Annotated in this window: 16 protein-coding genes and 2 pseudogenes; 4 read left to right on the plus strand and 14 right to left on the minus strand. The window is 61.0% G+C overall.

The annotated features are described in order from the left end of the window. Window positions 1-335: 335 nt before the first annotated feature. Window positions 336-563 carry a hypothetical protein gene (locus NLM25_RS33165; RefSeq protein ID WP_254121913.1) on the plus strand — a complete coding sequence of 76 codons (228 nt, stop codon included), beginning with the start codon at window positions 336-338 and terminating at the stop codon, window positions 561-563. A 236-nt stretch (window positions 564-799) separates the two neighbouring features. Next, a complete protein-coding gene (locus NLM25_RS33170; protein WP_254121915.1) occupies window positions 800-1,330 on the plus strand; it encodes a septal ring lytic transglycosylase RlpA family protein in 531 nt (176 codons plus the stop codon). An 812-nt stretch (window positions 1,331-2,142) separates the two neighbouring features. On the opposite strand, the gene NLM25_RS33175 is transcribed toward NLM25_RS33170, so the two are convergent. From NLM25_RS33175 to NLM25_RS33220, 11 genes and pseudogenes are all read right to left on the minus strand, one after another. After that, complete coding sequence (locus tag NLM25_RS33175) at window positions 2,143-2,397, minus strand: PepSY domain-containing protein (RefSeq protein WP_254121917.1); 255 nt, start codon at window positions 2,395-2,397, stop codon at window positions 2,143-2,145. Window positions 2,398-2,542: 145 nt separating this feature from the next. After that, window positions 2,543-2,809, minus strand: coding sequence for a hypothetical protein (locus tag NLM25_RS33180; protein WP_254121919.1), 267 nt, complete (start codon window positions 2,807-2,809; stop codon window positions 2,543-2,545). A 482-nt stretch (window positions 2,810-3,291) separates the two neighbouring features. Continuing rightward, a pseudogene (locus NLM25_RS33185) lies at window positions 3,292-3,733 on the minus strand (patatin-like phospholipase family protein); the annotation flags it as partial. A gap of 15 nt (window positions 3,734-3,748) precedes the next feature. Next, window positions 3,749-6,787, minus strand: a complete 3,039-nt coding sequence (locus NLM25_RS33190; RefSeq protein WP_309143630.1) for an efflux RND transporter permease subunit — start codon at window positions 6,785-6,787, stop codon at window positions 3,749-3,751. Window positions 6,788-6,791: 4 nt separating this feature from the next. After that, entirely contained in the window at window positions 6,792-7,901 is a 1,110-nt protein-coding gene (locus tag NLM25_RS33195) for an efflux RND transporter periplasmic adaptor subunit (RefSeq protein ID WP_254121921.1), read from the minus strand. A 49-nt stretch (window positions 7,902-7,950) separates the two neighbouring features. Next, on the minus strand, window positions 7,951-9,027 hold the full coding sequence (locus tag NLM25_RS33200; RefSeq protein ID WP_254121923.1) for a calcium:proton antiporter: 1,077 nt from the start codon (window positions 9,025-9,027) through the stop codon (window positions 7,951-7,953). A 197-nt stretch (window positions 9,028-9,224) separates the two neighbouring features. Further along, window positions 9,225-9,710: pseudogene (gene opgC / locus NLM25_RS44510) on the minus strand (OpgC domain-containing protein). Between the two features lie 441 nt (window positions 9,711-10,151). After that, complete coding sequence (locus tag NLM25_RS33205; RefSeq protein WP_254117117.1) at window positions 10,152-11,015, minus strand: intradiol ring-cleavage dioxygenase; 864 nt, start codon at window positions 11,013-11,015, stop codon at window positions 10,152-10,154. A gap of 233 nt (window positions 11,016-11,248) precedes the next feature. Beyond that, window positions 11,249-12,829, minus strand: coding sequence for a 4-hydroxyphenylacetate 3-hydroxylase family protein (locus tag NLM25_RS33210; protein WP_254137154.1), 1,581 nt, complete (start codon window positions 12,827-12,829; stop codon window positions 11,249-11,251). A 21-nt stretch (window positions 12,830-12,850) separates the two neighbouring features. Then, entirely contained in the window at window positions 12,851-13,255 is a 405-nt protein-coding gene (locus NLM25_RS33215; RefSeq protein WP_254117115.1) for a nuclear transport factor 2 family protein, read from the minus strand. Beyond that, window positions 13,252-13,809 (minus strand): flavin reductase family protein, encoded by a 558-nt coding sequence (locus NLM25_RS33220; protein ID WP_254117114.1) that lies wholly within the window; start codon window positions 13,807-13,809, stop codon window positions 13,252-13,254. The genes NLM25_RS33215 and NLM25_RS33220 overlap by 4 nt, the downstream gene beginning before the upstream one ends. Window positions 13,810-14,105: 296 nt before the next feature. Here NLM25_RS33220 and NLM25_RS33225 point away from each other — a divergent pair, with 296 nt between their 5' ends. After that, on the plus strand, window positions 14,106-15,020 hold the full coding sequence (locus NLM25_RS33225; RefSeq protein ID WP_254117113.1) for a LysR family transcriptional regulator: 915 nt from the start codon (window positions 14,106-14,108) through the stop codon (window positions 15,018-15,020). 611 nt (window positions 15,021-15,631) lie between these two features. Further along, window positions 15,632-16,531 carry a LysR substrate-binding domain-containing protein gene (locus NLM25_RS33230; protein WP_254121925.1) on the plus strand — a complete coding sequence of 300 codons (900 nt, stop codon included), beginning with the start codon at window positions 15,632-15,634 and terminating at the stop codon, window positions 16,529-16,531. Here NLM25_RS33230 and NLM25_RS33235 read toward each other — a convergent pair. Genes NLM25_RS33235 through NLM25_RS33245 form a run of 3 tightly spaced genes read right to left on the minus strand, consistent with a single transcriptional unit; the run spans window position 16,528 to window position 21,237 of the window. Beyond that, the gene (locus NLM25_RS33235; RefSeq protein WP_254139795.1) at window positions 16,528-18,024 is read right to left on the minus strand and encodes an amidase; all 1,497 of its coding nucleotides are present in this window, start codon (window positions 18,022-18,024) and stop codon (window positions 16,528-16,530) included. The genes NLM25_RS33230 and NLM25_RS33235 overlap by 4 nt on opposite strands. A gap of 16 nt (window positions 18,025-18,040) precedes the next feature. Next, window positions 18,041-18,838: a xanthine dehydrogenase family protein subunit M gene (locus NLM25_RS33240; RefSeq protein ID WP_254121929.1), complete on the minus strand. Its 798-nt coding sequence runs from the start codon at window positions 18,836-18,838 to the stop codon at window positions 18,041-18,043. Between the two features lie 11 nt (window positions 18,839-18,849). Further along, the gene (locus tag NLM25_RS33245) at window positions 18,850-21,237 is read right to left on the minus strand and encodes a xanthine dehydrogenase family protein molybdopterin-binding subunit (RefSeq protein ID WP_254121931.1); all 2,388 of its coding nucleotides are present in this window, start codon (window positions 21,235-21,237) and stop codon (window positions 18,850-18,852) included. Window positions 21,238-21,239: the final 2 nt, after the last annotated feature.

Here is a 21,239-nt window from a genome sequence, read left to right on the forward strand (position 1 = left end):
AGGAACCTGGCTCTCCACGGTTCATTGTCGCTCGAGGAGGACGCCATGACTGACACGCCATCCCAAACCCAAACCTCAACTTTCGCTGCCGCCAACGAAACGGTCCGCGAGGTCGCACGCGATGTCCGCGAGGGGCTCGGCGATGGCAAGCCGCCTGGCAGTGGAAGGCCATCGTCAGCAACCTAACGCGCGAGGCTCCGCTCGCATCGCTCGGAATCGCCATGCTGATTGGATATACATTGGCGCGCCGTTGATCGCTCTCCGCTCTTGGCGTCGAGGAGAAGGAATGTACGGCCCTTCCAGGTCGAGGCCGAAGCCAACGACAAGAACGCCGAATGCGTCAAAGAGCGCTGGCCAACTTCGACGACAACCGCGGCACAGCCGCGACGCTGCTCGCTGAGGCCGGCGCAATGGCCCCGGAGATCGCCGCGGCGCTATGCTGGAGCGTCGACAAGGCGCGGAAGGTGATCGATCTCTACCTCGTCAGACGGGGCGTGCTGGCGGCCAATGCAATAGCGAAGCTTGAGCAATTTCGAGATCAAAAGACTGCATCACCGGAGTAGAAGCCAAGCAGCGGATGCTGGAGGCTAATATGATTTGTGCCTTCGGTTTTGCAGCTTCTACGGCGTGATGCGTCGCAGCACGATGGCTGCTTGCTGCGCTGCGCCTAAACACTCTCGCAACCACGCATCGAACTATCGGTATGCATCACCTTTGTTCTGCACGTGGATGCGCGTGCAGGAACACAAGGAGATGAGTTCGCATTGTCCATCAGTTTCATTTGTGCGTGAGGCCGATCATGCAAGTTCTTTGGAGAATGATCGCGATTGCAACAATCCCAGCTTGGATGGCGATCTACTCAACTCCTGCTGTCGGACAAAACTTCGATGACAGGTGGTCCATCATTCCAAGAGCTCGCGCGGAGCCGGCTCTTGAAGGAAGCGACCAGACAAAGAAGGACGAAACACAAACGCAACCTTCGACCACACAGCAAACGCAACCTCACACTTCGGAAGAGCCCTCGAAAGATCGTTCAGGAGCTCCCTCTCCGAATCGAGTCTTCTCCGGCTCGGCCTCCTACTATTCTTATTCCAAAGGCAAGACAGCGAGCGGTTCATCGTTTGATCGTAATCGGCTAACAGCAGCGCACCGCCGCCTGCCCTTCGGCACCAAGTTGCGCGTCACCCACGGAAGCCGAAGCGTCATCGTCATAGTCAATGACCGCGGTCCGTTCGTCCGCGGTCGTGTCCTCGACCTTTCGTTGGCCGCGGCGCGGAGCTTGGGTATTACGGATCGTGGCGTGGCTCAGATTCATGCGGAGGTGTTGTGAACATTCGACCACTCGGGGAGTATCGGGACAGGATCGCTTGTGCAGATAAATAGGTGACGAGGATCGCTAACGCTTCGCCTTCTCCGACTGCGCGGGTTGATCGATAAGGGTCATAGGACAGCTAACTGCTCGGCGGGCAACAGCCGGGCCGTCTCTCGCTGGCTCTGATTATCTCGCAGATAGGTCACCGACTTTGGCAGCGAAACCGCAACGGCGGGCGCTGTCACAAACCTGTGGCACGGGCATTGCAGATTTAGAGGTAACTGGGATTTCAGGGCTCAGTTTGAGAATAAAACGCTGCCGGGACGTGTATTTCGAGCCCGGCAGCGTTCTAATTTGGGATTGATGGGACACCCGCCCAGTGTGAACGACGGGCTCTACGCCTCCCGATCGGCGCATCCGGACCTTTGAGACACGACAAGCGTTGACGCTCCAACCGGCAGGACCGTGAACCTGGAGTGTCGGACGTGAGTATAGTCCCTCTGGAACTTGAAAGACGGTTGGCGCAGCGGTGGGCGGCCAGATTCCAAAGGCCCATTCCCCCAGTACAGCAAGAGCGTCAGCCGAGGTTGGCGGGTCGTCTCGAAGCGAAAACAATCATCTGCCAAGAAGAGGCGCCAGCGTATGGAGAGCCCGCCGGCTCGATAGCCGGCGGGACATTTGTCGTTCACCGTCCGAGCTGGTGGTACGAGAGCTACGAGGAATCCGGCTGACACCGACTTCGCGCTACATCCGGGACAAGTTGTTTCCGAACTGAATTGTGTCCCCGTCGTTCAGCACAATCGGCAACCCGCCTCGCATGATCTCAAGGGCTAGTGGTCTGGCTTTTCGCGCACGATGACGCCGGTCTTAGGGTCGGCATGAAATTCCATCTTCTGTCCGTTCTTGATACCTTCGCCCTCCCATTGGCCGTCGTCGGCTTCAAGCTTAGTGACCTGCGAATAGCCCGACTCCATGACCTTAGCCTTCACTTGCTCCATCGGCATCCAGTCGGGTCCGGGTTGATCTGCTCTGGCTGCTGAGCCCATGGCGAGGGAACCAAGAACTAGAATTGTGGCAAGCTTCATCACAACCTCCTTTCGAGTGAGAAGCTTCAACGGGCGCGCTGAATTGACGTTCCTCTGTTACGCCTCGCGGCCCTAGCAGGCCGTGACCTCACGGCCGTAGGAAGGGCGCGCGGTGATCTCAGACAGCATTGCCTTCCTCATCGTCTCAGGCCCGTCCACTTCTTACATGCACGATCACTGGAAGCTTCTCCTCCATTGCCTTCGCGAGCACGCTGCCGGTGGTCCGGTCCAGCTCCGCAGCAATCTTCATGAGTGGCATGGTACCAGCCAAAGATCTAAGCTTTTGAACTTCCTCTGTGGTCCAATCCTGCTTCCAGCGCGCCATTTTCGTCCCAACGATGAAGCTTCCCGAGAGATAGTATGGCTGAAAATTTGCAAATTTCGTTGATTCCAATGATTTCACCAGCGACAAGGGGCTTTCCGTTTACGGCACATCGAATGGCACGAACTGCACTTGTCTGTGACGGGAGGCTCGTCTCAGTGTCGTCGGTTCCTCCGTCTGATGATGTCATTCCTCCAGAAGCTGCTCGGTAGGGAGAAGCGACGGCTCCGGCGCTCTATCAGCCCCCAGCCCCGGCGCCGGGGCCGTTCTTCTGAAAAGTTGGTCACCCAGGACCATGGACGAAGAGCGCTCGCTGGCGCGATGTCCGCTGCGGGTCACAAGGTCTCCTCTGGCCGACTGCTGTCAGGCGTCCGCTAAAGATTGAAAGGCGGTCGTATCAACCCCGTGGCTCTGTGTGTCACGGGTGCGGATACCGTCGACTGGCAAACGTGGGTTTGTGGTGCGCTCGGAGGGCGTTCGCATTTCCTGCGATTTCAATGGCTTATTCCAGCAACCTGGATCGAAAGGTTCATTTCACCCGCTAACGGAGCCTTTCAGCTTCCGGTGCCAGACGGGGAGCGGGCAAGCCGGTCGAAATCGATGGTTTCCGCCGGTATCCCCCGCAGCGGATTAAATCCCAGCAGATTGAGATCATAGGGCGAGAAGACACGCTCATCAGATCCATCGCGAGATAGGCTGGCGACGTATCGAGCGTCCACCGCCCCATCAGGCGATCCACCGGGGAGCGTTGCAGCGGGCTCAACGCCGCCGCCTGCGACACGCGCCGCCAGAAACGCTCCAAAGCATCGCGCGCGGCGTTGGCGCCGTCGACCAAACAGACCGCCAGCACTGCTGCGTTCATGGCGCCTGCGGACGTTCCGGATATCCCCGCGATCTTTAGGCCATCCTCCTCCAACACGCGATCCAGCACGCCCCAAGTGAACGCGCCATGCGAGCCGCCCCCCGAAGCGCAAGGTCAACGAGGGCCGGTTCGTCTTTGCTGTTCGGCGTCATTCGTCGCCCCCCTCGCTAGGACTGCTTCTCGAAGCGGAAAAGAAGAAAATAGCCGGCCGGGACGAAGAACAGCGTCAGCACCGAAGCGATTGCGAGCCCGGACATCATGAGGACGGCCATCGGCTGCCACAGAGCGCCTCCGGCGAACGCCATTGGCGCCAGCCCAAGGACAGTCGTCGCCGATGTCAAAAGGATCGGGCGAAGACGCTTCTCCGACGCCACGACGATCGCATCGCGCAACTGTCTGCTTTCGCGCTCGATGTCGATTTGATCGATCAGCACGATGGCGTTGTTGATGATAATCCCGGACAGGCTGATGATGCCGAGCGTTCCGAAGAAGGACAACGGCTGCCCCGCAGCCAGCAGCCCAAACGGGATGCCGATCAGGATAAGGGGGATGCTCACGAAAGTGAGGAGGGTCCGGCGGAACGAGTTGAACTGAAGGATGATCGCAAGAACCATGACGCCGATCGCGATCGGGAATCCTGCGACGAGCTTCTGGCTGGTTTCAGCGCTCTTCTCGATCTCGCCACCGATGTTGATGTGATACCCGCCCGCGAGATCCAAGGCTTTCAGACCGGGATCGATCGAGGCGAGGAGTTGGCCAGCCGTCAAGGCGGTGCTCCGGGCTGTCACCGCAATCGTTCGTTCCTGATTCTTGCGGCGAATGCGCGCGAAGTCGAACGTCGGCTTTAGTTTGGCGACCTGCGCAAGCGGGATCAACGTTCCGTTTTTCGCCAAAGTAGCGCTGGTCAGACCTTCGAGACTGTCAGACGTGTAGGCACCGGCTCTGAGCACGATCGGAATCAGATTGTCGCCCTCTCGGTAGACCGATACGTCAGCCCCACTGAAATACGTATTCAGCAACTGGGTGATTTCTTCCGAGGTGATACCGAGCTGCCGCGCTCGGTCCTGGTCGATCTCCGCGACGACCTTAATCAGCTTGTTGCCCCAATCGTCCTCGTTGTCGCGGATCCCCGGGGCAGTTCGAAACAGCGAGCGCACCTGCTGGCTCAGCGCAAGGAGGCGATCGCCGTCTGGGCCCGATATCTCGACGTCGACGATTCCCGATTCCACCGATCCCATCGCCAGCCGTTTGATCTTGAACTGCGCTTCGGGGTGATTGGCGTACAGATAATTCCAGGCGCGATCCGCGGCGCGTACCGCGCCTTTGTAGTCGGCCGCGTTGACCAGGAAGAAGGCCGACGCGGGATCGGGCGCGACCGGAGTCAGCGTCAGATAGAACCTCGGCCCGCCGTCGCCGATATAGAGGATATGGCTTCCGATTTCGGGGTTTTTGGTCTTGTCTCCCAGCCACTTCGAGATCCGCAATGCCTGCGCCTCGGTCTGCGAAATATCCGTTCCGTCGGGCATATTCATGTAGACGAGGAATTGATTGCGTTCGCTCAGCGGAAACATCTGCTTCGGCAGACTGCCGAACAGGCTTATCGAGAGCAGGACCAGGCCGACGCAGACCGCCATCACGATCGGCGAAAAGCGCAAGGCGAGATCCAACGCCATGCAGTAGAGCCGCTGCAGACGCGGGGACGACGCCCGTTCATCGCGCGGGCTTGTACGGCGACCGATAAACCAGACGGTCAACGCCGGCAGAATGTAGAGGGCGGCGACCCATGATCCGGCCAGCGTCATGGCGACTACGGCCGCGAGCGAGAAGCCATACTCGCCGGACGAGCCGGGCAGAAGAAATAGCGGAAGAAAGGCGGCGATGGTCGTGATCGAGGAAATGAGCAGCGGAAGTGCGTATTGTTCTCCAGCGGCAAGACCTGCCGCCTCGGCCGGCGTCCCCCGATCGATCCGGCTGACGATGTCCTCGACCATGACCACCCCGTTGTCAACCAGGAGGCCCAGGGCAATGATGATGGCAGCAATCGACACCTGCTCGAGCGCGATGCCGGCGACCCGCATGCCGATGACCGAGAACATGACGGCGAACGGGACGATCATGGCTGCGATCAGACCAGCGCGCAGTCCAAGAAACAGGACCACCAGGCCGGCGACGACAATGAACGTCTGGCCGACGTTCGAAAGCGCCGAACTGACGGAAGCGCGCACTTGTTCGGCCTGGTAGGTCGCAAAATCGACGACATATCCGATCGGGAGCTGACGTTCATAATCCTGCGCCGCGCTGCGGAGCCGCCGGCCGAGTTGCGTCACGTCCTGATCGGGCTGCATCACCACGCTCAAGACGACCGCGGGCCGTCCGTTGAAGTAGATCGGCTTGAATTTCGGTGAGACGTAGCCCCGGTGGACGGTGACCAGATCGGCGAGCCTGACCAGGCTGTCCGTGGTGCCTACCCGCGTCAGCATGGTTTCGATGGCTCGTACGCTGGGAAAATCTCCGGAGGTCTCCAGCAACAGCCGGGTGCCGTCGGCGTTGATCGTTCCCGACGGAAGCACGACGTTCTGCCCCTGCAAATCCTTGACGAGGGCATTCACCTGGACGCCGACGGACGCCAATTTTCGGGTGTCCAACTCGAGCCAGATGCGCTCCTCCTGGACGCCAAGAATGTCGATCTTCGAGATGCCGGCGAGCCGATAGAGCTTCTTGCGGAAATCCTCAGCGACGTCCTTCATCTCACGCTGGGAAAAGCCGTCTCCCGTGATGGCAATGGTGGCTATGGCCACGTCCCCGAAATCGCTGTTGACGAAGGGGCCGGCTACACCGTCGGGAAGCTCCAGCTTCACGTCGCCCATCTTGTCGCGGAGCCGTTGCCAGGTCGCCGTTACGTCGCCGGCGTCGTCCTTCAAATCGACGTAAATGGTCGCGGAGCCCTCCCCGGCCAACGTCCGGATGTCCTTCACCTCGGCGAGCTCTCGGATCTTGCGCTCGATCGGCACGGCGACCAGATTCTCGATGCGTTCGGGTGCCATTCCCGGAAAGAACGCGGAGACGACCGCGGTCCGGATGACGATTACGGGATCCTCTCGCTTCGGAAAGTTCGGATACAGAACGACGCCGGCGACGATCAGGCAAAGCATAATCGCGATTGTGAACCGCGATCGCGCTAGACCAAACCGCGTCAGAAGATTCACGGCCTTACTCCTGCACGGGTAGAAGCTTAACTTTTTGGCCGTCGACGAGATACGATACGCCCGCGGACGCAACGATATCGCCCTCGGCGAGCCCCGAGGTGACGATCAGACGGTTGTCCCGAACCCCGCCGACCATCACCTTGTGCTTTTTGACGGTCGAACTCGCGCCGTCGTAGAGAAAGACGCTCGCGGCCCCCTGCGGCTGGCTCGCGCTCTCGGGCGCGACGACGCCCAACGGGACAAGGAATCCAGCCGAGCCGCCGTTCAAGGGCTCCTCGATGGAGGCCTCGACGGACATGCCGGCATTCAATCCAGCGACCTTGTTTTCGAGGCGGACCACGACCGGAAAAGCCGATACCTGCTCTGCTTTGGAGCCGAGTTCCTTGATCTCACCCGTCAACTCGAGATCAGGTAGATCCGCGACCTTGACGTCGACTGCCCGCCCCACGGCGAGGCTCTGAAAAACGGGAGCCGGCGCCAGGAACGACAGCTCGAACCGATCATCGCTGTACAACGTCAGGATCGGCTGACCGGCTGCGATCTGCGCGAACGACTTGACCTCGATCCTCGCAATGGTCCCCGAAAATGGCGCGACAAGCTTGCCTCGCTCCAGGTTGTGGCTTGCCAGGTCGAGTTGGCGCTTCGCTTGATCCAACTGGGCCTTCGTACTCAGAAGGGTGGCCCTCGCCTGATCAAAAACGGATTGGGTCGAAACCCCCTTCTTGAGCAGTTCGTCCTTGCGCTGGAAATCGGCCTCCGCGTTGTCGGCCTGCGCTTGGGCCTGCTGCACGCCGGCACCTGCCTGCTCGACCTGCGTCTGCAAGGAGCGAGGATCGATTTCCGCCAGCACGTCGCCAAGCTGCACCTTCTGGCCGACAGTGAGAGCGATCGCTTTCAATTGGCCGGCGATCTCGAATGAAAGGCTACTGACATCTGCCGGCTGCAACACCGACGGGAAGCGGCGCACGCGGCTTTCGGCCTTCGCGGAGACCTTGTAGGCGCGAAGCCCGCGCACCGGGTCCTCCGAGCCCTCCTGCTTCTTGTCGCTGCAGGCCTGCAGTCCGAGCACGACGAGCCCCGCGCAGATCAGCAGCCGCCATCGCAATCGAAACATCGCCGGCTCCGCGTGCGAGTTGAATACGCCCGTGCGCGACGCTCCAACGTCAGGGTACTACAGCAAAGAAGACGAACACGGCGAAGATCACCAGATGCACGATCCCCTGGAGAACCGTGGTTCGCCCGGTACCCAGGGTGATCATGCCAAGGATCAGCGTCAAGGCAAGTACGACCTGATCCTTGACGTCCAGACCGAGTTCGAGACGCTGCCCGAGAACGATAGACACGACGGCGACCGCGGGAATGGTCAGGCCTATGGTCGCGAGCGCCGACCCCAATGCGAGATTCAGGCTGGTTTGCAGTCGATTCTTCCGAGCCGCCCTGAGCGCGGCGACGCATTCCGGCAGAAGCACCAGGGCGGCGATGATGATACCGACCGTCGACGCGGGCATGCTGAGGTTGTCTATCCCCGTCTCGATCGTCGGTGTCAGGATCTTGGCAAGGCCAACGACGGCCGCCAACGAAACGACGAGAAGGCCGGCACTTTCGAGCGTGGTCTTGTTGGGCGGCGGAGGCGCGTGCTCCTCCTTATCGTCGACCCCCGGAAGGAAATAGTCGCGGTGCCGTATCGTCTGCACGAAGACGAAGGACCCGTAGAGGACCAGAGAAATCAGTCCCGCAAAGACGAGCTGCGGCTTGCTATAAAGTGGTCCGAGCTCACGCGCTGCGAAATTTGGCAGGATCAGAGTGAGCGTCGTAAGCGCGGCCAGGACCCCCATCGCAGCGCTTGCCCCTTGAATTCGAAACTCCTGCTCTCGATAGCGGGCTCCTCCCATAAGGAGGCAAAGCCCGACGATACCGTTGCAGACGATCATGACAGCCGCGAAGACCGTGTCGCGCGCCAAACCTGCCTTTTCGGTCGGCGACGATATCATGACCGAAACAATCAGCGCCGTCTCGATGATCGTTACGGCCAGGGCGAGCACAAGTGTGCCAAATGGCTCACCCACCCGATGGGCAACGACTTCGGCATGGTACACGGCCGCGAAAACGGTCCCCAGCACAACGACCGCAGCAACGGTCGCGACAAGGCCGCCCTTGCCGACGAATGGGGTGATTACCAAGGTACCGCAAGCCAGCGCGGGCCACACCCTCGCCCACAAGGGCGTTTGAGCACTAACCACGCGGCTTCTCCTCACGCCCGAGATCAGTGACGATCGGCGCAGCGTTCCTACCCAGTGTCATCATTGTCCCCCCGAGTTTCCGTCACGCATCTCAGTGCGTGCAACTGAACGCCGCGCTATCCAGGCACCGTGGCCTCCCGCTTCCGACCGCTCGCATTTGAGACGAGCTCGTCCAGCCGCTTCGACCAAGCGACGTACTAGTCGACGGCCGACATGAGCCTAATGCCGCATCGCGCAATCAGCACTTGAATCAACAATGATCCTGAGCTGAGCGTCAACAGGAAATGTCCAAGGAAGAATCGAAGGGTCGATACACAGAACACGGCGAGGGACTGCTGCCCGCACCATATTGCAGGAGCGAAGACCGGCCATTCCAACATTCACGATTCTTTTGAGATGAACCGTGCTGCCAACAGCGCAATCGCCATAAAATGAAGGAAGCGGGGCAACCCTAGGCTCGCTTTGTCAGGACGGAAGGCATCCAGAAGTCAGGATGGCAACAACTTCCGAAACGTCGGAAACCTCATTGCCAAGGTCAGCACCGGCGCAAACGCAAAGTAGCAGGCGGCAAGAGCGACCAGGTTGGGAGAGCGCAGGATTTGGGACTGCGCCTCGGCCAATCCTCCGAGCGAGCACCATGCACCGGGCACAAATGGCAACTGCCAGTAAACGGATTGAAACACCAGGTCAGGGCCAGGGCATCAAGTCTTGGAGTTTCGCGCCAGGTTTCCCGTCAAGGTCACTCTCTGTCTGCGATTTCGTCTCGACAGACAGACCCGACAGGCGGTGGAGGGCAACGAGTTTCGGCGCATTTTCGTGCGCATAAGTGCCTTTTGCCCGAGACGCCGAAGAAGAGCCCTGCCGTGTATGAGGTCATGTTTGCCCACCGCTCATAACGGTCTGGTTGCAGGTTCGAGTCCTGCCGGGCCCACCAACGGGATCAATAGCTTACTTCGTTCTCGTTGCCTGCCGCGCCGCCGCCGCACCAGTAACCGCACCAGATACGTGCCCTCTTCGTTCGTGGGCGGTTCGCGCTCCGCCTGGATTTCGCCTGACGGGGAGAAGGTGAACGAGCTGATCGCTGGTGCCCATTTTGGTGGGCATCGCCTATCGAAAATCGAGCCTCAAGATAAGTGCAAGCCGAAGTCGTAGTGCAGGTGGAAAAAGGGCGAGTTTTGGATAAGGCCGTCCGGCGCCTGCCCCGCCGGCATCTCGACAAATTTGCGCACCAGGCTGTCCTTGACGCCGAAGACGACGTCGGTGTCGAGATACGCATCGCCTTCCGCGAATATGTGCGTCACCAGCTTCTGATAGCCAGGCGCCGAAATCATGAAGTGGATGTGCGCCGGTCGCCACGGATGCCGTCCCTGCTTCTCTAACATGGCTCCGACAGGACCATCGTGAGGAATGGGATATGCCGCCGGCTTAATACTCCAGAAACTGAACCTCCCATCTCCGTCCGTCGAGAACCGGGCCCTCATTGCTAGGCCACCAGTCTCCCCGAGTTGCTGGACATCGTAGTAGCCATCGCCGTCCGAATGCCAGACATCGACGACGGCGCCGTTGATCGGCGTGCCGTCCGGAGCATTCACCGTTCCTGTGACAATGAGCGGGTCACCTTCGAGACCGCCAGAGATGTTATCCCCACGCCCTTTCTCGGGTGGCCCCTCGACGTAAAAGGGCCCAAGCACCGTCGACTCGGTGACGCCCTGGGCTGCTCCGTGATTAATGGCATCCACGAGCATCGAGACGCCGAGCGTATCTGACAGGAGCACGAACTCTTGGCGGGTGTCACTGCACATTTTGCCGGTATCCGTCAGGAACGCGATCCCCTTTTCCCATTCCTCGATCGTCGGCCGTACCTCCCTCACGAAAGCATGGAGATGCCGGACCAAGGCGACGCTGACCTCAGCCGCTCGCCGGTCGCTCGCACCTGAAAGACGGTCGACGACCGCGTCAGTGATCGTGATCTCGTCAAAGTTTCGCATAGTTCCCTGTCCAATTCATCTTTGGTGAAGTCACGTCAAATCCTGGCATCGTCCACCAGGATTACCTTCGGCGGACGGCCCTCGCAGCCGATCGACCCGATGGTCCGAGAACCAAGCACCACGCGTGTCGGCAGGCCGAGAAAAGTGAAGTGCTTGTATCATTCACCTTCGAAAATGCTGAAGGGACCGCGAAAGCCGACTGGGGGCTTCCGCGATCTTGGGTGATGCTTCGCCTACTCGGCCGCGTCGTTCATGTAGGATTTCTTAACGTCCTGGGCCTTCGCGTAGTCAGGCTGGAAGCGGACGCTGGCGTAGTGGGACTTCTGCTCAGCTTCCTGCGCACGCTTCCCTAGTTCCGCCGTGTCGCCGAAGCCGAGGACCTGCCGCGCCAGCTCGGTCAGCGGTCCATCGACCTGATACTCTGTGCGCTGCATCGTCAGCAAGTTGATGAGATAGAGAGGCGTGCCATTGAACTTCTCGAACATCTCATGGCGGTTGCCCCACTCGCTCAGGAATCGCTCGCTGATTTGGCGGAAGATCTTGATACGGTCGTAGGCACTGATCTCAGCACCGCGGAGGGCCTCTGCGAGTTTCGGGCCGATATATGGATCCTCCATCTCGCGCTTCGACGGCTGGATAACAACACCGCGACCGCAGAAATCGATCAGGGTGTTCACCATCTTGGCCTGGTTCTCGAGATAGTAGGCGCGGCCGAAGTCGATGTAGATATTGTTCGGCTTGAACAGCCCCCCGGGCGTCGCGAATCCCGTCTCTTCAGCGGCGATCATGAAGGCCCGACAGGTCTCGCGGAAGCGAATGAGCTCAGCGAGCTGCGCCGCCACGACCGGGTTGGTGCTGGTGCCCAGCGACTGCGTCAAGAGCAGAGCGAGGCCGACCATCAGTTCGGCATGGACGCAGTGACGGATCTGGGTTTCGAGATGCACCCAGTCGAATTGACGTTGCGGATACCATTTCGCGTGGTCAGGATTGCCGACGTGCTGAACCCGGTCCCATGGAATGAGGACGTCATCGAAATAGACCATCGCGTCGAGTTCGTCACCGATGGTGGCCAACGGGCGATCGTACGGATCTGCGTCCGGCTGCGCGTTCGACTTGCGGGCCACGACCGAGATGCCCTTGGTAGCGATCGGCACCAGCGCGTAGACAGTCTGCTCCGCGGTCTGGCCGGGACGCCACAAGTTTCCAATAAGAAGATGATTGACGAACGGAACGGACGTGCCGATCGCCTTCCAGCCGCGGACAAGGATGCCGTCGTCGCGTTCTTCGATGATCTTCAGCATTGGCGTCTCGGCCATCGCATTGTCACGGCCGCGATCGAACTGGACGTCGAGGAACATGGGCGAGATAGCCAGATCCTGAGACGTCACCTCCTCCCACTGACGCTGAATATTTCCGGAGAGATCGCGCTTCTTGCCACTGAAGCGCGAATTGTCCGACCAAGGCTTCTGGTCGTCCACCTGGGTGAACATGACCACGTTCATGCCGGCTGGCGGCCGTGTGAAGATGCCGCCCTTGAAGTGACGGCAGAGGAAGTCGCAGTACTGGCGGCGCTTGACTACATCTTCCTTTGACCGCGGAAGGAACCAGTGCATCGACTGACGCTTGCCACTCTCATCGATGAAGGTCGCGATGTCTTGATGCTTCGGGTCAAGATGAAGATCGTAGTATTCGGCGATGGCATTCGCATACCCCTTCGTCATGGGATGCGTGGTCACGTCCTCGATTAGCTCACCACCGACGTAGACGCGGCGACCATCTCGTAGAGATTGAAGATACTCGGCACCGGTTCTCATAGCTCACTCCTTCTCATGTTCTTAGGAAACTTGCCGCTGGAACGTCGCTGCATCCCAGTAGTCTTCGCTGTGGCGTATCCGGCCGTCCTCGACTTGAACCAGTTGAACACCACGCAACGAAATGGTCTTGGCTTCAGCCGTGCCGTTCTTCTGCGGAGCGGTCGCGCGCATGACGTAGGCGACGGCGACCGTTCCATCCCCTCCCACAATCATGGACTTCACCTCCCATCGGACGTCCGGGAGCCAGCTGAACAGCTTCTGCATGCCCACCGCGATCTCGGCGGGGCCTTGCTTCGTCTTGAGTTGCGAGACTTCGTCGTGCGTCGCATCATCGCAATAGAGCGCGAGGATCGCGCGGTGATCGTGCCTGCAGTAGGCGTCGTAGAGCGCGTTGGCGACTTCCTTCGGGGACGACGCGGACGTCATGCGCGCGCCTCCAGATCGACGCCATGCATGTAGCGCCCCTGTCCGTAGAGTAACGGCGGACCAGCGGCCGGCGCATGAATGCACTCGATCGCGGCGATGGCGATGCGATGGCTTCCGACCACGAGTTGCTCGACTGCCCGACATTCGAACACAACCGATGCCTCGCGTAGCCGCGGAACTCCGCTTCCGCCGAAAACGCCGGCCGATAGCAAGACGTGTTCGTCAATGAATTTGTCGACGCTAGGACGCGAGCAGAGCTCCGAAAGGTGAAGCTGATCCTGAGTGAGGAGGTTCACCGCGAAGCGCCCGCCCTCCCGGACGTGCGCGGCGGTCACGGTCTTGCTGTTCAAACAGATCAGGATCGTCGGCGGCTCGGTGCAGACCGAGGTAAACGAATTGATCGTCATCCCCCAGGGTCTAGCGCCATGCCAAGTCGTCACGACGCTCACGCTTCCGACGAAGTGCCGCATTGCCGCCCGGAATTCGGCCGCATCCGCAGTCGTCTGCGAAGGCGAAACTCCGAGGTCGTTTCCAATTCCCGAGTTGTTATTCATGGTGCGCCTCGTAGCGACTTATTCGTGTCACAGAAGCTAGGTGGCGCGCCTGGCCGACGTCTAATCGATAATAAGTATTCCAACTATCTGCCGGATCGATCCATCCGTCTCATGCGCCTTAAGACACCATTCGAGGGACGCCGAAAAGCCGAGAGCCAACACATCGCCGGCAACATCTCGCAACCGCAACATGCGAAATGCGGCCGATCGAAATACGGCAAGGACGAGCTCATTCCGATAGTGCACGACGATACAAATTGTTACGGTCCGAGGCTGCATTCACCGGGAGGCCTGGGGTGAACCTACGAAGTATTGACCTCAACCTGCTTGTGATACTCGACGCGCTCCTCACGGAGCGCAACGTGAGCCGGGCTGGCGAGCGCATCGGTCTCAGCCAATCGGCGATGAGCGCGGCTCTCGCGCGACTGCGCGAAGTCTTCCACGACCCATTACTCGTGCGCGTTGGGCGCGATCTGGCTCTAACGCGAAATGCGGAAGACCTCATCGTCCCGCTGAAAGAATCGCTTAGCAAGGTCGAACATCTCCTGCTGCGTCGTCCTGGATTCGACCCTGCGACCGATGCGCGGACGTTCTCGATCAGTGCGTCCGACTATGCGGGGTTGGTCCTGCTCACGCCGCTCGTGAGGATGATCTCCAACGAGGCTCCGAACGTGACGATTCATCTACTGCCTCGTGCTCGCGACGCCGCGCGCGTGCTGCAGACGAACCAGGCGGACATTGTCATCGAGCCGATCGAACTCTTCGGACCGAACGACTATCCGACGGCCTCGCTGCTAAGCGATCGCTGGCTCTGCGCCGTCGATGCAAATCACCCCGACGTCACAGGCGATATATTGAGCGAGACGCAGTTTCTCGAGCTCCCGCATCTCGTCTACGGCATCGGAGACGATCGGCAGCTGAACCTCGCCGACCAACATCTTGCCAATGCTGGCGTTCAACGGCGTATTGAGGTGACGGTCGAAAGCTTCCTGTTGAGCCCATTTCTTATCAAAGGGACGCGGCTCATCAGCCTCGTGCTGGAACGGGCGGCCAGAAGACTGATTGGCACGGTCGATATCAAGCTGCTGGAGTCCCCAATATCTGTCCCGGACATCCACGAGGCCATGTACTGGCACCCACGCCATACGACCGATCCAGCACACAAGTGGCTAAGAGAGAAGCTGCTTAACGTCGCGCAGCAACTGGATTGAGCCTCATCCACTCACATTCTGCATCGCGACTGACTTTGCGCGATCTTTTCGGCGAGCGTGCTTCCACCTCGCCAGGCTAATGTGATGTCTGTGGGTTATGGTGTGCTCGGAGGGCGTTCGTATTTGTTGCAATTTCAATTGCTTACGAAGGCAGACGAAGAGTTAAGGTGCATTTCACCCTCAAAAGGACTTTTGGCCATATCACACTTCAGGTACGTCGGAGCTCATCTTTCTCACGACGCGAGCCGGGTTCTGGTCCGGTTCAGCAGGTGCGGAATGGCGCCCCCGTATGCCAGGCGATTGGGCCGCTTATTCGCTCCCATCAGCACAAGCGTTCAAAACAGGCACTCCAAATTAGCTTAGCGCTACGCGCTGGCGTGAGGCCGCCTTGGGGGCCTTGAGATAGCCAGCGCTCCGACAAGGGACCCACCAACGGCGAATACGGGTATGGCAAGGGCGGCCGCATGAGGATCCGTCCCGCCGGGGGCGAACAGCGGGAATTCATCATGCGAACCAGGTGGTTCGGATCGGCGAAGCGTTTGCGCAATGGCGGGGGCCAGTCGTATCCTTAGCATGGAACTTGCATAAGCTTTGGGCGACATGGACGCCGCATGAACCTAATTAGTCTCGACATTCGTATGCTCCGGTCGCTGATCTCGGTTGTCGAGACCGGCAGTATCACGGAGACCGCGCGCCGGCTGGGCCGCACCCAGCCAGCCATCACTTTGCAATTGCAACGGCTGGAAGAATTGACCGGCAAGCAGTTGTTCGAACATAGCGGCCGAAGGCTCACGCTAACAGAGGATGGCTCTACAGTCCTTACCTATGCGAAATCCATCCTGCGGTTGCATGACGAATTGATTTCGCAATTGGCGTCACAGGAGATCGAGGGCCAGGTTGTGCTTGGCACGCCAGATCTCTATGCCGCTTTCATGTTGCCCTCGATCCTTAGCGTGTTCCGAAAATCGTTTCCGCGCGTCCAAGTTGAACTCAATTGCGCTCTGTCCACGCCGCTAGTCGGCCTCGTCAAGCGCGGCGATGTTGACATCGCGCTTGTTACTCGCATGAACGACTTCACCGGCGGCCAAGTGGTGCGACGAGAGCAATTGGTCTGGATGACCGGAGAGCAATCCTCGGCGCATCAGGAACGCCCGATCCCGCTTGCACTGCTTCCGCCCGGGAACATCTATCGCGATTATGCAATCGACACTTTGGAACGCGCGGGCCTTCGCTGGCGCATCGCCTGCGTTAGCGAGAGTGTCGGCGGACTGCAGGCTGCGGCCTTCGCGGGCATGGCCGTCACTGTGCTCGGCCGCAGCGCGTTGGTGCCGGCGATGCGCGAGATCGGGCCGAATGAAGGTCTCCCGCCGTTGCCAAAAATCGAACTCCTGCTCTACAAATCAAGCGTCGCTACTTCGACGGCGGCGACCGCGCTGCACGACTATCTGGCACACTATCTGCGCCTCGACGAAGAACTCAGCGGCCGCGGCCTACCAATTGAGCTTTCTTAGCGACACACCTCCGTCCGCATGCGTCCCTTCTCGCTCTGAGTTATCCAAGGCCAGAACTTCGCCCATGGCTGCGTCTGCTCGAACGCGGCGGCAATGCGGAAGATCGTGGGCTCGTCGAGCCAGGGCGCGACGATCTGAAGCCCGATCGGCATGCCGTCGCGATCAAAGCCGCAGGGCAGCGTCGCCGCGGGAAGACCGGCAAGATTGATCGGCCAGGTGAAGGGTGACCAGCCGAGATGCGGATCGACCGTCTTGCCATCGATGGTGCTAACGCCGAGTTGGCCGGCCTCGAACGCGGTGACAGCAACGGTCGGCGTCACCAGCACGTCGACGCGCTCGAACAGTTTGACGAAGGCATTGCGCGCCTGGCCGCGGCGGTAACTGGCTTCGATGTAGTCCGTGCCGGTGTAGTTGCGGCCGGCGCTGACGACATCGCGATAGTCCGCTTCGGAACTGGCGAGATCGGCGGAAGTCTTGGTCGCAACCGCGGCCGCCTGTTCGGTGAAGGCGATCGGCTTGAGCGTATGTTCGAGGATGCCGGGGTCGAGACCCGGCCCATCCATGGTGACCTGCGCACCGCAAGCATCGAGAACGGCGAGAGCCTTGCCAAAGGCCGCGCACACGTCAGGGCTGACGGCGGCATAGCCGAGATCGGCGCTGGCGCCGATGCGAATGCCGTCCAGGCGGCGTGCGCTCGTATCAAAGCGACGCTTGGACACAGGAAGGCTCGCGGCATCACGCAGATCGTAACCGGCGATGACCTCCAGCGTCAGCGCGGCGTCTGCAACGGTGCGCGTGATCGGCCCGGTATGGGCGAGCGAGGCCCAGGACGGCGGCGAAAAACCGGGCGAACGCGGCACGAGTCCAAAAGTCGGCTTCAACCCGAACACGCCGCAGAAGGAGGACGGCACACGGATCGAGCCGACACCGTCGGTGCCGATCGCGATCGGACCGCAGCCGGCGGCTACGCCTGCCGCTGCGCCACCACTCGATCCGCCGCTGGTGCGGCCCGGATTCCAGGGATTGCGCGTGAGGCCGGTGACGGGGCTATCAGCCGTCAGCTTGTAGCCGGACTCGCAGGTCGTGGTCTTGCAGGTGATGATCGCACCCGATGCCTTCAGCGACGACACCACGGCGGCATCGGCCTCGGGAACGAAGCTCGTGTTCATCGGCGAGCCGGCATAGGCCGGCACGCCCGCGACGAAGACGAGGTCCTTGATCGTCACGGGCACGCCGGCGAGCGGCCCCTTGGCCTCGCCCGCGCGCATCTCTCTGGTGATGCGATCGGCCTCCGCCCTCGCCTGCTCATACATCGGCGTCACCACCGCGTTGCAGGTCTCGCAGGTCGCCTCCAGCGCAGCGATAGTGTCATCGACGACATCGCGCGGGGTGAACGCCTTGCGCTTGTAGCCTGCCATGATCTCGGTTGCAGAAAGCGCGCCAAGGCCAGTCGGCGCCGGCGGGAACGCCGCACGGCCGGAACCATCAGTCATCATCAACCCTAAGAAGTTAGCTGAGCGCCGCGTCGACGGCGCGCTTGGCCATCACCGTGACGAGATGTGCACGGTAATCGGCTTCGGCGTGGATATCGGTGGTGAGGCCGTCGGTATCGATCTTGATCGCCGCGATCGCGGATGGATCGAAATTCTCCGACAACGCCGCCTCCATCGGCGGCACGCGGAATACGCCGGGACCCGCACCGGTTACGGCGACGCGGACACCATCAGCGAATTTCGCGACGAACACGCCGACCAGCGCATAACGCGATGCCGGCGCCTTGAACTTCGTGTAACCGGCCTTGAGTGGCACGGGAAAGCGGATCGCAGTGATGATCTCGCCCGGCTCGAGCGCGGTCTCGAACAGGCCGAGGAAGAACTTGTCGGCCGCGATCTCGCGCGCGCTGGTGATGATGGTGGCGCCGAGGCCGAGCACACCGGCGGGATAATCCGCGGCGGGATCGTTGTTGGCGACCGAGCCTCCGATGGTGCCACGGTTGCGCACGGCGGGATCGCCGATCATCGAGGCCAGCGCCGCGAGCCCGGGGATTTTCGCCTGCACCAGTTTTGATGCCGCCACCACCGCATGCGGCGTCATCGCGCCGATGGTGATGGTGACGCCGTCGTCGGTGATGCCCTTGAGGGACCCAAGCTTTGAGAGATCGACCAATGCGACCGGGCTCGCCAACCGCTGCTTGATCGTCGGGATCAGCGTCATGCCGCCGGCGACGAGCTTGCTGTCCTCGATCGAGGTCAGGAGCTTGGCCGCATCGGGAATTTGGTCGGGCTGGTGATAGGCAAATGGCTTCATGGATATCCTCCCTATTCCGCAGCGACCGGCAGCGACGCGTTCTGCAGTAGGCGCCAGATCCGGTTCGGCGTCGCGGGCATGTCGACATGGGTGACGCCAAGATGCGACAACGCGTCGACCACGGCGTTGATCACGGCAGCCGGCGAGCCGATGGTGCCGACCTCGCCGCAACCCTTCACACCCATCGGCGTGTGCGTGCACAACGTCGAATGGGTCGCGACCTTCATCATCGGCAGATGGTCGGCGCGCGGCATGCAGTAATCCATCAACGAACCCGACAGCAGCTGGCCGGAGCCTTCGTCATAGACCGCGTTCTCGAACAGCGCTTGGCCGACGCCCTGCACGATGCCGCCATGCAGCTGGCCCTCGACGATCATGGGGTTGATGACCGTGCCGACATCGTCGACCGCCGTGTAGTTGACCAGCGTCACCGTGCCCGTCTCCGGATCAACCTCGACCTCGGCGATGTGGCAACCGCCGGGATAGGTGAAATTGACCGGGTCGTAATAGGCCTGCTCTTCCAACCCCGGCTCCAACACTTCGAGCGGATAATTGTGGGGGACGTAGGCCGCGCCCGCGATCTCCTCGAAGGTCTTCATGCGGTCGGTGCCGGCAACGGAGAATTTGCCGCTCTCGAACTGGATGTCGACTTCGGCCGCCTCGAGCAGGTGCGATGCGATCTTCTTACCCTTGGCGATCACCTTGTCGGTCGCCTTGGACAGCGCGGCGCCGCCGACCACGAGCGAGCGGGAGCCATAGGTGCCCATGCCGAACTGCACGCGGTCGGTATCGCCGAACACGATGTCGACATTCTCGAAGGCGACGCCGAGCTTGTCCGAGACGATCTGCGCAAAGGTGGTCTCGTGGCCCTGGCCGTGATTGTGGGTGCCGATCATGACCGTCACCTGGCCGGTCGGATGCACCCGCACCGTGGCGCTCTCATAGAGGCCGCCGCGAGCACCGAGCCGTCCGGCAAAGCGCGAGGGCGCAAGGCCGCAGGCCTCGACATAGGTGGAGTAACCGAGCCCGCGGAATTTTCCTTTGCTGGCCGACGCCGCCTTGCGAACGCCAAAATTCTTGACGTCGGCGGTGACCAGTGCCCCGTCGAGGCAACCCATGGGATCGCCGGAATCGTACTGCACCAGCACCGGCGTCTGATAGGGATAGGCCTCCTTCGGGATCATGTTGCGGCGGCGGATCTCGACGCGGTCGATGCCCATCTCGCTGGCGGCAACGTCGACCATACGCTCCAGCACGAAGGTCGCCTCGGGTCGGCCCGCACCACGATAGGCGTCGACGGGCACCGTGTTGGTGAAAACGACCTTCACATTGCAATAGATCGCGGGCGTGGTGTAGACGCCGCCAAGCAGCGGCGCATAGAGATTGGTTGGGATGTTCGGCCCGAAGGTCGAGAGATAGCCGCCCATATTGGCCAGCGTGTTGACGCGGAAGGCGAGGAATTTTCCGTTTTCGTCGAGCGCCAGCTCCGCCTCGGTGACGTGATCGCGGCCGTGGCGATCGGAGACGTAGCCCTCCGAGCGGCTCGCGACCCATTTCACCGGCCGATGCACACGCTTGGCGGCCCAGGTAATCACGGCCTCTTCACCGTAGTGGAACTGCTTAACGCCAAAACCGCCGCCGACATCGGGCGCGACGACGCGCAGCTTGTGCTGTGGAATGTTCAGCACCAGCGCGCCCATCAGGAAGCGGACGACGTGCGGGAACTGGCTGGTGGTCCACAGCGTGAAGCGATCGGTGCCCGGCTCATATTCCGCGATCGCCGCACGCGGCTCCATCGGGTTGCCGATCAGGCGGTTGTTGACGAGGCTCAGCTTGGCGACATGCGCGGCCTTCTTGAAAGCGGTCTCGACCGCGGCCTTGTCGCCGAGCTCCCAGTCGCAGCAGATGTTGTTCGGGACGTCGTCGAACAATTGCGGTGCGTCCGGCCTGACGGCTTCGAGCACGCCGACCACGGAGGGCAATACCTCGTAATCGATGTTCAGCAGCTCGGCGCCGGCATTGGCCTGCTCCGGCGTCTCGGCGATGACGAAGGCGACCATGTCGCCGACGAAGCGCACCTTGCCCTGCGCAAGCATCGGGAAAGGCGGCTCCTTCATAGGCACGCCCTTGGCGTCCGAGATGCCCCAACCGCAGGGCAACCCGCCGAGACCATCGGCCTTGACGTCGTCGCCGGTCAGGACCGCCATCACACCGGGCGAGGCCAGCGCGGCGCTCTTGTCGATACCGCGCAACACCGCATGACCATGGGGCGAGCGCACGAACACGCCGGCGGTCATGCCCGGACGTTTGATGTCGGAGACGTAATTGCCGCGGCCGGTGAGGAAGCGCTGGTCTTCCTTGCGCTTCGGTGCGGCGCCGATTCCGATGACTTCACCCATTG

It is taken from the genome of Bradyrhizobium sp. CCGB01, from assembly GCF_024199795.1.
Lineage (GTDB): Bacteria > Pseudomonadota > Alphaproteobacteria > Rhizobiales > Xanthobacteraceae > Bradyrhizobium.